This is a genomic window from Candidatus Gastranaerophilales bacterium, assembly GCA_028693235.1.
Lineage (GTDB): Bacteria > Cyanobacteriota > Vampirovibrionia > Gastranaerophilales > Gastranaerophilaceae > JAQUVW01.
Genome location: JAQUVW010000004.1, coordinates 19,663 through 34,010, shown reverse-complemented (window position 1 = coordinate 34,010; position 14,348 = coordinate 19,663). Strand labels below are relative to the sequence as shown.

Below are 14,348 nucleotides of genomic sequence, written 5' to 3'. Positions count from 1 at the left end.
TTACAAAAATCCGAAATATTATATACGTAATAATGTGAGTGTGGCGAAAAGTTGGTATGAACGAAATTTCTCATAGTCTAAATACGCTTATCGAAAATGACCTCGAAAGCATCAAGCAAACTATTTTACTCGTTGATGACGAGGAGAATAATTTGCAATTATTAAAAAGGACCTTGAGAGGTTCTTATAACATCAAAACCGCTACAAACGGCAAAGATGCCCTCGAAATTATTAAAAATGATGGCGAAAATATTTCGCTCGTCGTTAGTGACCAAAAAATGCCCGAAATGGAAGGCACTGAGTTTTTAAAGCATGTTAATGAAATAAATCCTGACATCGTCAAAATTCTCTTGACCGGTCACCAAGATACGGATATTATTGTGGCTTCAATCAATGATTGCCAGCTTTATCAATATATCTTGAAACCTTTTGAGCCTGAAGAACTCAAGGTGTCAATTAAAAACGGTTTGAAAAAATATGAGCTTTCAAGCAATCGTGTCACTATAATGCGTGATTTGAAAGAACTTTTCTACAAAACAATAAAGTCTATTTCTTTGGCTCTTGACGCTAAAGATTCTTATACTAACGGGCATTCCCTTCGTGTGACTTTGTATTCATTGATTTTGGCAAATAACATGAACCTTAGCGATGAAGTTTTAGAAGAAATTGAAACTGCAGGTCTTTTGCATGATATCGGGAAAATAGGTATCCCTCACAATATCTTGTGCAAGCCCGGTAAACTTACTGATGAAGAATTCGAAATCATGAAAAAACACCCTGAACAAGGTGAAAAAATGATTATGAATATAAAAAAATTGAAGATTATTGCAAATTGGCTAAAAACCCATCACGAAAGATGGGACGGAAAAGGCTATCCTTTGGGGCTTAAAGGTGAAGAAATTCCTATTTCTGCCCGTATTATAGCTCTAGCTGATACTTATGATGCGATGACGTCTACTCGTCCTTATCGGAAATCTTTGCCTCATGAAGTCGCTATTGCCGAAATACAAAAATGTTCAGGCACTCAGTTTGACCCGCAACTGGCTGAAATGTTCGTAAGCTTACAAGACACTATCAAAGCTGCTAAAGAAAATCCGGAAGAATTCTATAATAAATACAGCTATTTGCGTAAATATTTGACCGATGAAGTTAAATCTATTGCAAGCTAGCTGTCCAATGATTTTATCTCGACTTTGATTTTTCCATCAAAAGCTTTTTCGACTGTTTGAGTCATATCGTTTGATGCTTCAATCCAAAAAGTTGTTGAGCCCAATATTTTTGTGCCATTTATTTTAAACATTATAGGGTCGGTTCCTTTGAATTTGCACAGCAAATCTTTAAGTTGAACAATTTCTTCAAATTTCATTTCATCAAGTATATTTAGCGTAATTATATTGCTGTTATCTACAGGTTTTACGCTTTCAACAATTATTTGCGTTCGGTCTTCATCTTTTCGTTGAAATTTACCTGACAATATAACTTTGCTTTCAGCTTGCATCAATGAATTATATGCTTGCAAAGTCTTGTGAAAAGCAACAAATTCCAATTTTCCTGTAAGGTCTTCAATAATCCCTGCCTTTAGAAACTTAGTGGGGTCTTTCTTTAGAGGGATTTGTCTTACTTGAGTAAGAAGTCCGCAGATTGTAATATATTTGTCATTTGGCATTTCTACAAGGTCACAAATGTTGTGAGTTGTCAAAAATGGAAGCTTATCTCTAATTGATTCAAGCGGGTGGCTGGTTACATAAAATCCAAGGTATTCTTTTTCAAATGCTTGAATTTCTGAATCAGAAAAGTCCTCATCATCTCCATAAAGTTCAAACGACTGCATCTGATAGCTGGCTGTTGCCGTCGCTTCTCCTCCACCACCTAATGCTGCAAAAAGGCTGACTTGACCGAGCTCACGAGCTTGGCTTTCTCTCGTTGCCGCTGTAATAATATTGTCGATATTATTAAACATTTTTTTGCGTGATGGCTCTAAGCAAGTAAAAGCACCTGCTTTAATTAAGCTTTCGAGGGTCTTTTTGTTTAAACATTTTGTATTTACTCTTGCTGCAAAGTCGGCGATGGATTTAAACTCACCATTTGCTTTTCGCTCTTCTTCTAGCATTTCGAGGACTGCTCCGCCAATCCCTTTTACCGAATTTAGTCCGAATCTTATATTGTTTTCGTCAGGTGCAAATTCTGCGTGAGATTTATTTATATCGGGAGGCAAAACCTTTATGCCCATTTTTTGAGCCATTGCAATATACATTTGGGTTTTGTCTTGGTCATCTTTTACACTTGACAACAATGCACAAAAATATTCGATAGGATAATGAGCTTTTAAATAGGCTGTTTGGTATGCTACAAAAGCGTATGCGGCTGAGTGCGACCTGTTGAAACAATATGCGGCAAATTTCGCCATTGTATCAAACAAGTCTGAGGCAATTTTTTCGTCAACATTGTTTTTCTTTGCACCATCTACGAAACCAGCTTTGTTTTCTTGCATGATTTCGACTTTTTTCTTACCCATTGCACGTCTGAGCATATCTGCTTGACCCAACGAATAACCTGCAAGAACTTGTGCAATTTGCATGATTTGTTCTTGGTAAACAATAGTTCCGTATGTGTCTTTTAGTATTGGCTCCAAACTCGGATGCGGATAGGTAACCTTTTGACGTCCGTGTTTTCTGTCAACAAAATCATCGACCATTCCTGAATCCAACGGGCCCGGTCTGAATAATGCCACTAACGCACCTAAATCTTCAAATACAGACGGTTTTAGTCTTTTTACAAGGCTCTTCATTCCAGCAGATTCGAGCTGGAAAACTCCATCAGTATCGCCTGCATTTAAAAGTGAAAAGGTCTTTTTATCATCAAGCGGAATTTTATTTATTTCAACGTCTATCCCTCGTCGTTCCTTAATCATATCCAACGTAGATTGAATTGTCGTCAAGTTCTTCAAGCCCAAAAAGTCCATTTTCAAAAGACCGATTTTTTCACAATCTTCTTTTGGATATTGAGTGATTACGTTTCCTTCTTTTGTATATTGAACCGGAACGATTGTATCCAATGGGTCACGGGCGATTATTACCCCCGCTGCGTGCATTCCGATGTTTTGTTTTAAACCTTCAATACTTTTTGCTTCATCTATCCAGTTTCTTATTCTTTCATCTTTGTCATACAGGTCTTTTAATTCGCTTCCTTCGGCTAATGCGTCATCAATATGGACTTTTGGACCGTTCGGAATAAGCTGTGAAATTTGGTTTGATTCTGCAAAAGGAATATCTAAAACCCTTGCAACAGCTTTTATCGCATTTTTTGCACCTAATGAGCCAAACGTGATAATTTGGCAAACCTTATCAGCTCCGTATTTTTCGGTTACGTACTCAATTACTCTGCCTCTGCCGACAATACAAAAGTCAATATCGACATCAGGCATGCTTACACGTTCAGGGTTCAAAAATCTTTCGAACAACAGGTGATGCCTCATCGGGTCAAGGTCTGTAATTCCCAACGAATATGCTATCAAACTGCCTGCTGCCGAGCCTCTTCCGGGTCCAACAGGAATTCCGTGCTCTCGTGAGTAATTTATAAAATCCCAAACTATCAAGAAGTAGGCGGAAAATCCCATTTTTGAAATAATATCAAGCTCGTATTTTCGTCGCTCTTCAATTTCCGGGGTGATAGTTCCATATCTTTGTTCAAGCCCTTCTCTTACGAGAAAATCAAGATATGATTCAATAGTATGGTTTTTAGGGACATCATAATGCGGTAATATATTTTCACCCATTTTTATTATTAGGTGACATTTTTCTGCAACTTCTGATGTGTTTTCTATCGCTTGATTAAAAGTTTCGGCATCAAGCCATTTAAAAGCATCACGCAACTGTTCTTCAGTTTTTACATAAAATTCATTGTTAGGGAACTTAAATCTGTGCTCGTCTGACTTTAAAGCATTTGTTTGAATACAAAGAAGCGTGTCATGCCAGAGGGCATCTTCTTTTTTTAAATAGTGGCTATCGTTTGTTATTACAAGTTTAACATTTAATTCTTTTGCAATTGCAATCAATTCAGGATTAGATTGTTTTTGTTCAGTTAATCCGTGGTCTTGGATTTCTATATAAAAGTCTTCGCCAAAAAGTCCGAGATAATATTTTGCAATTTCTCTTGCACTTTCTTTTGTTCCTTTTAAAACTTCTTGAGCGAGTTCTCCTTGAATACAAGCAGACAGGCAAATCAAGCCGTCTTTGTGTTTTTCAATCAATTCATGGTTGACACGAGGTTTATAGTAAAATCCGTCAATATAAGAGGCACTGACGATTTTTACGAGGTTTTGATAACCTTCTTTGTTTTTTGCAATCAAGACCAAGTGGTTAAGCTTGTTTCTTCCTTGTTGTTTTTCTTTTATATCTCCGTCATAAACGTAGACTTCGCAGCCGATTATGGGTTTTATGCCGTTATCTTTACAGGTACGATAAAGTTCCATGGCTCCATACATGTTGCCGTGGTCGGTTATTGCAATTGCCTCAAAGCCATTTTCCTTAGCAAATTTACAATAGTCCTTGTTCCTGATGGCACCATCAAGTAAACTGTATTCTGTATGTACGTGGAGTGGAACGTACTTTCCCATTTCCCTTTGATACTCACTTTCCTGTCTTTTATTACGGTAGCACGGCAAAAACATGCTTACAAGTTAAGTTATTTTAAAATACCCATCAAACGACTTTTGTCATTGCTTATTCCGTTAATATGAACCTTTGTAATACCTGTTTTGTTTTCTTTTGTATCAATTAAAACGTTTAAATAATTGGGCGTAACACCTTTTAAAAATCCTGTTTTTTTATCTCTGTTAGGTTCAATAATGACTTCGGTTTCGGTATTTATATTTTTCGTTAAAAATTCTTCCAGTTTTTTTTCTGAGAGCTCTAAAAGCATTTTTACACGTTCTTTTTTTATAGAGTCTTGAATTTGGTTTTTCATCTCGCCTGCAGGGGTGTTTTTTCTTCTTGAATAAGGGAAAACGTGAATTCTGGAAAGTCTTGAGTTTTTTAGATTATTATAAGTCGTTTCAAAGTCTTTTTCTGTTTCATTCGGGAACCCGACTATCACGTCGCTGCCTAAAAAAGGAAGTTTGAAATTTTTGTTGATTTTATTGATTATATTGTCTGCAAAGTCGTAAGAATAAAATCTGTGCATTGTTTTCAATGTCTTGTCACAAGCAGATTGTAGCGAAATATGAAAATGGGGACAGAATTTTTTTGATTGTGACAAAAAATCTAAAAGTTCATCATTCAGCTCAAGCGGATTCAAAGAGCCCAAACGGTATCTTGTAATCTCAGTTTTTTCAATTTCTTTGAGCAGATTAACTAAATGTTTTTGCGGTTCAAAATCATTGCCCCATTGACCGATATGAATACCCGTAAGTACAACTTCTTCGAAACCATGCGATTTCAAAAGAGCAATTTGCTCTATAATGTTTTGAGCTTTATTGCTTCTGTTTTGTCCTCTAGCCAATGGGATTGTGCAATATGTGCAACGATTATTGCAACCATCTTGGATTTTTATTACAGCTCTTGTTTTGTGAATTGTATTGATTTTTTCATATCTAAAATCTTTGTATAAAAAAATGTCACTTACGGCAAATCTTTTGTCGTTTTCTAATATTTCAGGAATATCAGCTTTTTCTTGGTTCCCGACTAAAAAATCTATATTAGAGTTGGTTTTAAGTTTTTCATAAGCAAGTTGTGCAAAACAACCGGTCAAAACAGTTGTTATTTCGGGATTGTTTTGTTTTGCGTGTTTCAAGAGGGTCAAAGCTTTGCTATCTGCTGTCGATGTTACAGAGCAAGAATTTAATATGAAGATATTTGCATCTTGCATTGTTTCAACAGGCATAAACCCTTTTGAAATCAACCTTTCTTCTATCACGGCAGATTCAAGTTGGTTCGTTTTACAACCCAATGTTTTTATTAAAAAATTTTTAATCGATTTAGACATAATACTATTGTACTAGCAAAAAATTTTATTTTTCCGTATTAATATAGTATAATTTACAAAGTTTATACCAAATTGTTAAAAATATAGGAAGAGGCAGTTATGGTTGGTATGGTTTCTCAAAATAATTCGTTTAATCAATTTCCGCAAATAATTGATATGCAAGCAGATAACACTAAAAAACAGCAACCATCTGTTTTACATCGTGAATATAAAAATAATCAAGCTTCTAACACAGCTCTAAAAGTAATCCCAGTTGTCGATTCCTTTATTGCAGCTGGGCAAACAACTTCAAAACTTGGTGCTGCGGGCATTACCTCGCTAGGTGCAGGCATGGGCTCATTCGCTGCGAGGATGACATCTTGGGGTGTTTTCTTTGGCGTATTCAATCTTCTTTCTAAAGGTATTGACAAAATTACTGCCAAATCACCAAAACTCCAACAAATGCAACAAGAACATCCTGTCGCTAAATCTTTAGTCGATTTAACAGCATTGTTTGGTGCCTACGAAGTTGGTAGAAGCATTGTTGCTAAAGCAGTTAAGGCACTTCCTGAAGGGGTAAAAGACAAGACAGTTGCTAAATTATCAAAACTTCAAGCAGGCATCGATTCTTCAAAAATTGCACAAAAAGTCTTTAATCCACTGGTTGAAAAGGCCGGCAAGTTTGCAGCAAACCATCAAGGAATAGCGAAAACTGTCAAAGCAGTCACTCCGTGGATAGTTCCCGCTATGATAATCGCTTCATTAGCCAAACCTATAAATATTGCACCACGACAAGACGTGTAAATATTTATACATAATATATTTTTATTAGATGAAACTTCATTATCTTAAATAGTGAAGTTTCTTTTTATCTATTAAACTACTTGACCATAAGATATTTAGATGTTATTTTAATAACATAATAAATAGTGATGGGCTTGTGGCGCAGCGGTAGCGCAGAGGACTCATAATCCTTTGGTCGCAGGTTCGAATCCTGCCGGGCCCAAATTTTAAAAGATAGAAATAGCAAACCTTTTAGGGGTATTGCTATTTTTTATAAAAGGACATCAAAGCAAAATTGTCGTAAAAATGTCGTAATAGGATTGTAAAACCCTAAAATGATTACAATAATTTTATAAAAAATAAGGTCTTGATTTGGGTATAAAAGAAAAGCTTAAAAAATTAATTTCAGAAGGGGAAGCAGTTTTAAAAAGTGCTTATCAAAAAGATGTCGGAATTACAGTTAAAGCTAATGAATGGTTACACCAAAAAGAAACTCACAATGAAATAATACAAACATTTGTCGATGAAACTTTATTTAATACTTGGTATGAAAAAGTTCGTTTATTTTTAGATAGAAATAATTACGCTGCTTCTTTTTGCGAATTTATTCGTTTTAGTACAAATTACGATGTAACAAAAGCCCAACTTTGCAATCTCAATGCAATATATGAAACTATTGAAGACATTATTTCCGTAAATGATGAGAATTGGGGATATTTGCCTGATAATGTAAAATCATTATTTAAAGATACTCATTATTCGGAGGCTGTATTTGAGGCTTTTAAATATGTTGAGGTCAAGGTTAGAGATAAAAGTAACCTTATCAATTTAAATGGTGTAGCCTTAATGCGAAAAGCCTTTAATAAAGATTCCGGGGGATTAATAAATACTACATTACCAGAAGCCGAACGACAAGCTCAATCTGATTTGTTTGCAGGTGCAATAGGTTTTATCAGAAACCCAAAGGCACATAATAGGATAACTATTAAACAAGAAAAAGCTGTTGAACTTCTATATTTTGCAAATTATTTATTAAGAATATTGGACGGTGATTATTCAAAACGAGAATTGGGGTAAATATGATTATTACAATCGGATCTATAATCTATGACGACAATAGAAATGAATATATTGTTATCGAGTCAATCGGGAGTGGTGGATTTGGCAATGTGTTTAAAATAAAAGATGTAAAAACAAATGCTATATTTGCATTAAAAACTTTACCTACGGAATATCCTAATGAAGCAACCTTAAATTCATTTATTCAAGAAGCAAAAAGTGCAATTAAAATAAATCATACCCACATCATTAAATATTGGTATTTTCATGACGGACAAACCTATAAAGATTTGCCTCCGTATATCATAATGGAATATGCAAATAACGGAACTTTAGACCAGTTTATAAAGGAACAATCCGATTATATTGAAAATCAACGACTTTCTGATATTTTTTCACAACTGATATCAGGAATGAAAGAAATAAATTCAAAATTAGTACATCGAGATATAAAACCTCAAAACATATTAATTGATAAAGAACTGTTTAAAATTTCGGACTTTGGTTTATCAAAATTTGCTGATGAATCAACAAGGACAAAAACATTTAAAGGTTATGGCTCTGAGCTATATTTTGCACCTGAAGCATGGGGAATGCAAAAAAACACAATCCAAATAGATATATATTCAATGGGTATAGTATTTTTCCAATTAGCAACACTGAAGTATCCTTATGACATACCTGATAACAAAGATTACAAATCAATGCACCTATATCAACAAGCAAAAAACCCTCAAAGTATAAATGAACAATTATCACTTGCGATGTCTCAAGTAATATTAAAAATGCTTGAAAAAAATACTAGCAAAAGATATGCAAACTGGTCAGATATAATAACTGACTTGTCAAAGGTTAAAACAGCAACCGCTAATAATTCAGTTTCTTCAATGGTAGATTTTGCATTAAGAGTAAAAGTTCAGCAAGACAATACGTTGAAAGCCGAAGAATTAAAGAAAAAGCAGAGACAAGAAGAAATAACAGAAATAAATAATCTTGTCGAATATCAATTGAAAGAGTCGATAATAAATCCAATTAAAGAATTTATTAATACTTATAATCAGCAATATATTGATGGTAATCAAATAATCTTTAACAAAGAACCTTTTTCTTCAGAAAATTTTTGTTATGCAATTAAAACCTCATCTCGCAAGGAATTGCGAATTGAAGTACAAACCGTATTGCCTGAGAAATGTCACAAAAAGGAATATTATACAAATTGGCATTCTGGTCAAAGAGCAACAAAACAAGTAAATTTTACTCCAAAATTAGACAATAAAGTGATACAAGCTTGGGGGTATATAAACCATTCTTCCGGCGCTGGATATAATTTAATACTTGCAAAAGAGAATGAATCTGACATATATGGTTCTTGGTACACTTTGACGAACACAAACAGTGGATTATCAACTCAGAGAAGAACTCCTGAACCTTTTGCCTTTGATTTTTTAGACTTAATTACAGAAATTGACAATATACATGCATTGCATATTTATAATACACAGGTTGCGGAACTTGATAAAAATTTATTATTAAATTTTTTAATTCAATATAATAGTTAATCATTATATTTTAAAGTGAAAGGATAAATTTATGGATTACTATACTATTAAACTTAGTTATCTATCAATAATTACTAAAAATAATAATGATGAACTAACAAGTTCAGGAAGTGGCTGTTTTGTTAGAAACAATAATAATATATATTTAGTAACGGCCAAACATGTTTCGGAACCTAATGAAATCAGTTATCTTGAAAGGAAATATGATACTACTGCCGGAACTTTATTAAAGCCATTGCAAGAATTATCATATGCAATATCAGTCAATATATTTTCAAAAGAAGAACCCAAAGAACCAAAACATATAGATGTTGCTTTTAAAAATATTACCGATAAATTTGAAGAGGAATACAAAGCTTATGTTCAAGATATAGATGCTTCCAAGTTTCCTGCAAAAATAAAAAATGAAGTAGAAAATAATATATTAAATATTTCGCCAAATGTACCTATTATTAATGAAGAATATTCCTTTGCGGGGGGAACTAGAGGGCAAATAGTGGCGCCGCCAATTCCTCACTACATTTTTCAAAGAATTGAGACTTGCGAAATCGTTAAATATAAAAAAACTAATGAAAATGATAATGATATATATATATTTACACCTTTGGATGGACACCGTGGGCACGAAGTATATCAAGGTTGTAGTGGAGCCCCGATTATAAACGAAAATGGCGAAGTAGTTGCCATTGTTTTAGGAGGTAATGTAGATAAAAACGAAATATACGGATACAATATAAATAAAATAAAAATACTTATGGATGCAGAATTATTGGCTGAACAATTTACACAGCATGAAATCTAATAATATGATTTATTTACAGGAATATTTATAGTTTGATAAATTTTCCAATATATTATTTGTATAATTCTCAATAAGTTCAGATATTTCTGCAGCGGTGCAAGATTTTTTATTCATAATATCTTGTGATATATCTTCCGGAAGTTTTATAAGATAATTTTTTATAGTACTACCCAAATCGTACAGTAAATCTTCAACATCTTCAGCACAATGCATTTTACTTAACAAATCAGATAATCGCATTTCTGCTATATCCGCCCTTGTATTAATAATTCTTATTTCAGCTTCAATTTTCTGCTTTTCTTTTTCTTCAAAAGCTGAATCTGATATGTTTATGCGTTCCTGAAGATATTCAATATATTTTTTTATGGCAATAGGTGGATCGAAATAATAAGATCCGTCTTTTTTTATAGCCGGGATTATACCTTCTTGTGCTAATTGTCTTACTCTACGAGGAGTAACTCCAAAATAATTAGCTATAAATTCGGTTGTTTTGTGCATTTTGTTTATTTCAATATTTGTCATATTTTACTCCTTAAATTTTCTGCGGAAGGAAGTGGCCTAAAATTTTTTTTCTCAAAACTATACCTTTTCTGGGCTCGCAAGCACCACAGAGATAAAATCTGCCAGAAGTACCTATTGAGATTTTATCCAATGTATGTGTGCCCCTGTATCCCAATTTTATTTATCTCTATGCAGTCATATCCCAATTGAGTTTATTCATGCCTTGTCGGGCAACGTGGTGCGAGTAAATATCTTTTTATACCATGCGCTCACTCGCATTGCTCGCTCGCTTAATAATTAACAATAGCGCTTCAAAGTTCTTTGTTTTAATGAATGTTCAATCATATCCATAAACTCTGATTCATGTTCTTTTAATCGTTGCATAATATCTTCGGAGTTTGAACTATTGGTAACATTAATATTTGGCGCAAAATTTATTCCTCCCATATCTATTACAACACTATTTGATGTTGTTGCACCAAGCATGGCGCCTGCATCTTTCCATATTGATAAATTTTTATCTCTATATGATGGGTTAAATGAGATTACGGCTTCTGTTCCATCTTCGCCGGCAATACTTACTCCGTCTGTAAATCCACCTGCTGCAAGCATAGGTATGTGCGGAATTTTAACACCGAATTCATTTCCTCCCATACCTGGAACCCAATCAGGTATTTGAATGTGCAAAGCATTAATCCCAGAAACAACAGAGTTGATTATCGCAATAACGGCATTAATTGGACCTTTTGCTAATTCATCAATTAATCCAAATGTGCTACTGAATACTGCCACAACATTTTTCCACGCATCACCCCACTGCAATGTAAATACATTTACAATAAAATCAATCGCATTTGTAAGTAAACCAATAAAATCGTTGACAATAGGCATTATTATTAAAAAGGCTTGTCCTAAAACACCTCCAATTAATCCTGCCAATAGCTGAATAATAGGTATTAAAGCATCCAATAAGGGCTCTATGTTTTTGAAAAACTCCTCAAACATCGGTGCACAACTACTAATAAAATCAGCTAATTTAGAAAACAATTCATTTGTAATTGGTTCTGTAAGTTCTACGAACTTATCTATTAACGGCAAAACTGGTGCAAAAGCTTCTTTTAATGGTTCAATTAAATCACCCATATTATCAAATATCGCACCACCCAATGGTTCTAAATGAGTATCAAGTTCGTGCCATACAAGTTTAAGTTTTTGAGGGAAATCCATTGTTTCTTGAAATACACTCATTATTTTTTCATTATTTTTTGACATTGAATTTGCAAAATCATCTGCTGAAATTGTACCTTTTCTAATTGCATCCGCAACACTTGAACCAGCTCTTGCGCCAAATACTTCATTCGCTATTGCGGTGGCTTTTGCAATATCGCCCGCATTTTTAATTTCGTTGTAATATTTTTTTATACCTTCAGAAGCCGACAATCCTTCTTTTGCCATTGTTCCAACAGATTTTTTTAATGCTGCCATTATTTCATCGGTTCTAACACCTGCTTTTTCCATTTGCCCCATCATCGCTGCAGACTGTTCAAAAGAAAATCCTAAAGCTTGAAGTTGAGGACCATAGTCTTTTAAATTTGACATTAAAGCATTAAAACCGATACCAGTAGCTTGTTGGACTTTAAAAATATAATCCATAGATTTGCCCATATCTTGATTACTAATCCCCCATTGTTGAAAAGCTTGAGAAGATGCTTCTATTGTGGTATTCAAATCTTCACCCAACATTTCACTAACTGCTAAAGCTTGCTCCGATAAACCTGATAATTGAGAACCTGTCAAACCAAGTCTTGTATTATAATCTGAAATTGCTTTGCCTGCGTTTTCCATCGATACCGGAACTGAAGTATAAACATCGTTCATTGTATCTTTTAGATTCTCTAATTCAGTACCTGTTGCTCCGGTTCCAATTCTAATTGAAACTTTTCGCCTAAATCAAATAACCCCTTTGATGTACTAGCAAAAGCTTTTACTGCAAGTAGTGCTGCGGTGGTAAACGCTGCACCTGTAGCTATGGCTTTTAAATCAATACCTCCGAGAGCTTTTTCTGCGTTGCTTATGCTTTTTGCTAATGACGGATCTACTGTTCCTGCGAGTTCAACAACTGCTTTCATAACTTTGTCATTCATTTTTACCCCCTAACTATTTGTTCATTCTTTGTGGGTGCAACGAAAAAACGAGTTCCTATTGCGGCAACTTGCACCATATCATAACCTTTTATCCGTTTTAAATCTTCCATATCTATATTAGGATTACAAGCAATAATTGCTTGCATTCCTAATAAACAGTGCAATAAATAATCCGCTTGTGCGACTTTTAAATTTGTAATTGCAGCTCTGCCAAAAATTTTACTTTTTTCAATTTCGGCTTTGCCTATTTCTGCAACACCAATTTTTGAAATGTCATAATCAATAACTTTTAACTCTGCGCCATTAATCACAATTGGTTCTTGTAATTCTAATTTTTCTACTGTCATTTTTACCTCCCTTTTTTAAATATTTTAGTAGTATGAAATCGGTATTTTTACCAATGGAAATTTTTTATTTTTTGTATAAAATTCACTACACCAATCTTCAGTTATTATCGTTGTATATTCAAACTGAGTATCGATATAACCATATTTTTTAAGTTGACTAATCCAAACACCAATTGTTTTAGGAGCCACATTATAAATTTGCGCAAATTCTTTATTTGTGACTGTCGTATAGCCATTTTCTCTTGATTGCTCATATATATCGCCATATAAAAGCCTTGCGCCATAAGATAATCTATTATCATTTTTAATATTTGATGGAATAATAAAGGCTCTAATTTTATTTAAACTATTTTGTTTATGCATTATAGTATCGCCATTCCTTTCTCTTGCAAATGTTCAAGATTATCACAAGAGTATTTATTAGGGTTTCTGTTAGCTTCTTTTCTAAATGTTGAACAGGAACCCAATCTTACATCGGGCATATTTACAAATGTTCCCTCATAAACTCTTACATAATTAGTATCATTTTCGATAAACCAATCAAAACTACACCAACTCTTTTTTATAAAGAAATCAGACCTATTTGCTTTTTCAAAAACTTTTTTCCAATATTCAAGGTTATCTTTTTCTTTTAACCTTTGTATAATTTTATTTAATCTTGTTTCTGTAATCTCTGTTACTTCAGGTAAATTTGAACATGTCTCATTATATAACTTTTTAAAAGCTTCAATTTTATCTTCAGTTATAGTTTCATTTTCATTTCCATTTCCAAGTAGGTTTGCACTAGGTTTCGCACTTGCTTTTTCATCGTTCTTTTTAGGACGCCCCCCTTTTTTTCCGTTTTCTCTACGACTTTCAGTAAATGCTTTTCTTTTTTCTATAACATCATCGAGCCTTTTGTTATAAAAATGCCCATTTTTATCTTTTAAAAATTTAGATAAAATATCATCCGACAAGTTTCCTACAGATAACCTTATGGTTTTATCGGACAGATGTCCTTGTTGGTGCTGTAAACACATCATTGTGATATACTGTCCACGTTCTTCCATAGTAAGTCCGGCGCAACCTGTTAAAAAATCACTACTGTAAAACAAAAATGCAGGATCTTTTTCTTTTATATCCATTTATATACCCCCATAATTATATGGAGGGACTTGTTCCCAACAATCTTTTTAGGTAGAATGGAAGTATA

Annotated in this window: 13 protein-coding genes and 1 tRNA gene; 6 read left to right on the top strand and 8 right to left on the bottom strand. The window is 33.8% G+C overall.

From position 1 onward, the window contains the following. Positions 1-56 precede the first annotated feature (56 nt). Entirely contained in the window at positions 57-1,169 is a 1,113-nt protein-coding gene (locus PHV37_07515) for an HD domain-containing protein (GenBank protein ID MDD3237926.1), read from the top strand. Here the strand turns inward: PHV37_07515 and PHV37_07510 are convergent. Beyond that, positions 1,166-4,615 carry a DNA polymerase III subunit alpha gene (locus tag PHV37_07510; protein ID MDD3237925.1) on the bottom strand — a complete coding sequence of 1,150 codons (3,450 nt, stop codon included), beginning with the start codon at positions 4,613-4,615 and terminating at the stop codon, positions 1,166-1,168. The genes PHV37_07515 and PHV37_07510 overlap by 4 nt on opposite strands. Before the next feature lie 68 nt (positions 4,616-4,683). After that, positions 4,684-5,982 (bottom strand): tRNA (N(6)-L-threonylcarbamoyladenosine(37)-C(2))-methylthiotransferase MtaB, encoded by a 1,299-nt coding sequence (mtaB, locus tag PHV37_07505; protein MDD3237924.1) that lies wholly within the window; start codon positions 5,980-5,982, stop codon positions 4,684-4,686. A gap of 99 nt (positions 5,983-6,081) precedes the next feature. Between mtaB and PHV37_07500 the strand changes: the two genes are divergently transcribed. The 5 genes from PHV37_07500 (at position 6,082) to PHV37_07480 (ending at position 10,164) form a co-directional block, all read left to right on the top strand. Then, a complete protein-coding gene (locus tag PHV37_07500) occupies positions 6,082-6,765 on the top strand; it encodes a hypothetical protein (protein ID MDD3237923.1) in 684 nt (227 codons plus the stop codon). Positions 6,766-6,895: 130 nt separating this feature from the next. Continuing rightward, positions 6,896-6,967 (top strand) — tRNA-Ile (locus PHV37_07495). 149 nt (positions 6,968-7,116) lie between these two features. Then, positions 7,117-7,821 (top strand): TIGR02391 family protein, encoded by a 705-nt coding sequence (locus tag PHV37_07490; GenBank protein MDD3237922.1) that lies wholly within the window; start codon positions 7,117-7,119, stop codon positions 7,819-7,821. A 2-nt stretch (positions 7,822-7,823) separates the two neighbouring features. Beyond that, positions 7,824-9,362: a serine/threonine-protein kinase gene (locus PHV37_07485; GenBank protein MDD3237921.1), complete on the top strand. Its 1,539-nt coding sequence runs from the start codon at positions 7,824-7,826 to the stop codon at positions 9,360-9,362. A 31-nt stretch (positions 9,363-9,393) separates the two neighbouring features. Beyond that, positions 9,394-10,164 (top strand): hypothetical protein, encoded by a 771-nt coding sequence (locus PHV37_07480; protein MDD3237920.1) that lies wholly within the window; start codon positions 9,394-9,396, stop codon positions 10,162-10,164. A 9-nt stretch (positions 10,165-10,173) separates the two neighbouring features. On the opposite strand, the gene PHV37_07475 is transcribed toward PHV37_07480, so the two are convergent. From PHV37_07475 to PHV37_07450, 6 genes are all read right to left on the bottom strand, one after another. Next, positions 10,174-10,686: a helix-turn-helix domain-containing protein gene (locus tag PHV37_07475; protein MDD3237919.1), complete on the bottom strand. Its 513-nt coding sequence runs from the start codon at positions 10,684-10,686 to the stop codon at positions 10,174-10,176. A gap of 276 nt (positions 10,687-10,962) precedes the next feature. Then, positions 10,963-12,543 (bottom strand): phage tail tape measure protein, encoded by a 1,581-nt coding sequence (locus PHV37_07470; GenBank protein ID MDD3237918.1) that lies wholly within the window; start codon positions 12,541-12,543, stop codon positions 10,963-10,965. A 17-nt stretch (positions 12,544-12,560) separates the two neighbouring features. Then, the gene (locus tag PHV37_07465) at positions 12,561-12,809 is read right to left on the bottom strand and encodes a hypothetical protein (protein ID MDD3237917.1); all 249 of its coding nucleotides are present in this window, start codon (positions 12,807-12,809) and stop codon (positions 12,561-12,563) included. A gap of 2 nt (positions 12,810-12,811) precedes the next feature. Further along, positions 12,812-13,156, bottom strand: coding sequence for a hypothetical protein (locus PHV37_07460; GenBank protein MDD3237916.1), 345 nt, complete (start codon positions 13,154-13,156; stop codon positions 12,812-12,814). Between the two features lie 24 nt (positions 13,157-13,180). After that, positions 13,181-13,519 carry a helix-turn-helix domain-containing protein gene (locus PHV37_07455; GenBank protein ID MDD3237915.1) on the bottom strand — a complete coding sequence of 113 codons (339 nt, stop codon included), beginning with the start codon at positions 13,517-13,519 and terminating at the stop codon, positions 13,181-13,183. Further along, on the bottom strand, positions 13,519-14,280 hold the full coding sequence (locus PHV37_07450) for a hypothetical protein (GenBank protein MDD3237914.1): 762 nt from the start codon (positions 14,278-14,280) through the stop codon (positions 13,519-13,521). Before PHV37_07450 ends, PHV37_07455 begins: the two co-directional genes overlap by 1 nt. Between the last annotated feature and the right edge of the window lie 68 nt (positions 14,281-14,348).

Excerpts from the sequence above, each read along its gene's own strand:
- PHV37_07485 (MDD3237921.1), top strand. The coding sequence starts at position 7,824 with ATGATTATTACAATCGGATCTATAATCTATGACGACAATAGAAATGAA.
- PHV37_07480 (MDD3237920.1), top strand. The coding sequence starts at position 9,394 with ATGGATTACTATACTATTAAACTTAGTTATCTATCAATAATTACTAAA.
- PHV37_07500 (MDD3237923.1), top strand. The coding sequence starts at position 6,082 with ATGGTTGGTATGGTTTCTCAAAATAATTCGTTTAATCAATTTCCGCAA.
- mtaB (MDD3237924.1), bottom strand. The coding sequence starts at position 5,982 with ATGTCTAAATCGATTAAAAATTTTTTAATAAAAACATTGGGTTGTAAA.
- PHV37_07470 (MDD3237918.1), bottom strand. The coding sequence starts at position 12,543 with ATGAACGATGTTTATACTTCAGTTCCGGTATCGATGGAAAACGCAGGC.
- PHV37_07475 (MDD3237919.1), bottom strand. The coding sequence starts at position 10,686 with ATGACAAATATTGAAATAAACAAAATGCACAAAACAACCGAATTTATA.
- PHV37_07460 (MDD3237916.1), bottom strand. The coding sequence starts at position 13,156 with ATGACAGTAGAAAAATTAGAATTACAAGAACCAATTGTGATTAATGGC.
- PHV37_07455 (MDD3237915.1), bottom strand. The coding sequence starts at position 13,519 with ATGCATAAACAAAATAGTTTAAATAAAATTAGAGCCTTTATTATTCCA.
- PHV37_07450 (MDD3237914.1), bottom strand. The coding sequence starts at position 14,280 with ATGGATATAAAAGAAAAAGATCCTGCATTTTTGTTTTACAGTAGTGAT.
- PHV37_07515 (MDD3237926.1), top strand. The coding sequence starts at position 57 with ATGAACGAAATTTCTCATAGTCTAAATACGCTTATCGAAAATGACCTC.
- PHV37_07510 (MDD3237925.1), bottom strand. The coding sequence starts at position 4,615 with ATGGGAAAGTACGTTCCACTCCACGTACATACAGAATACAGTTTACTT.
- PHV37_07465 (MDD3237917.1), bottom strand. The coding sequence starts at position 12,809 with ATGAATGACAAAGTTATGAAAGCAGTTGTTGAACTCGCAGGAACAGTA.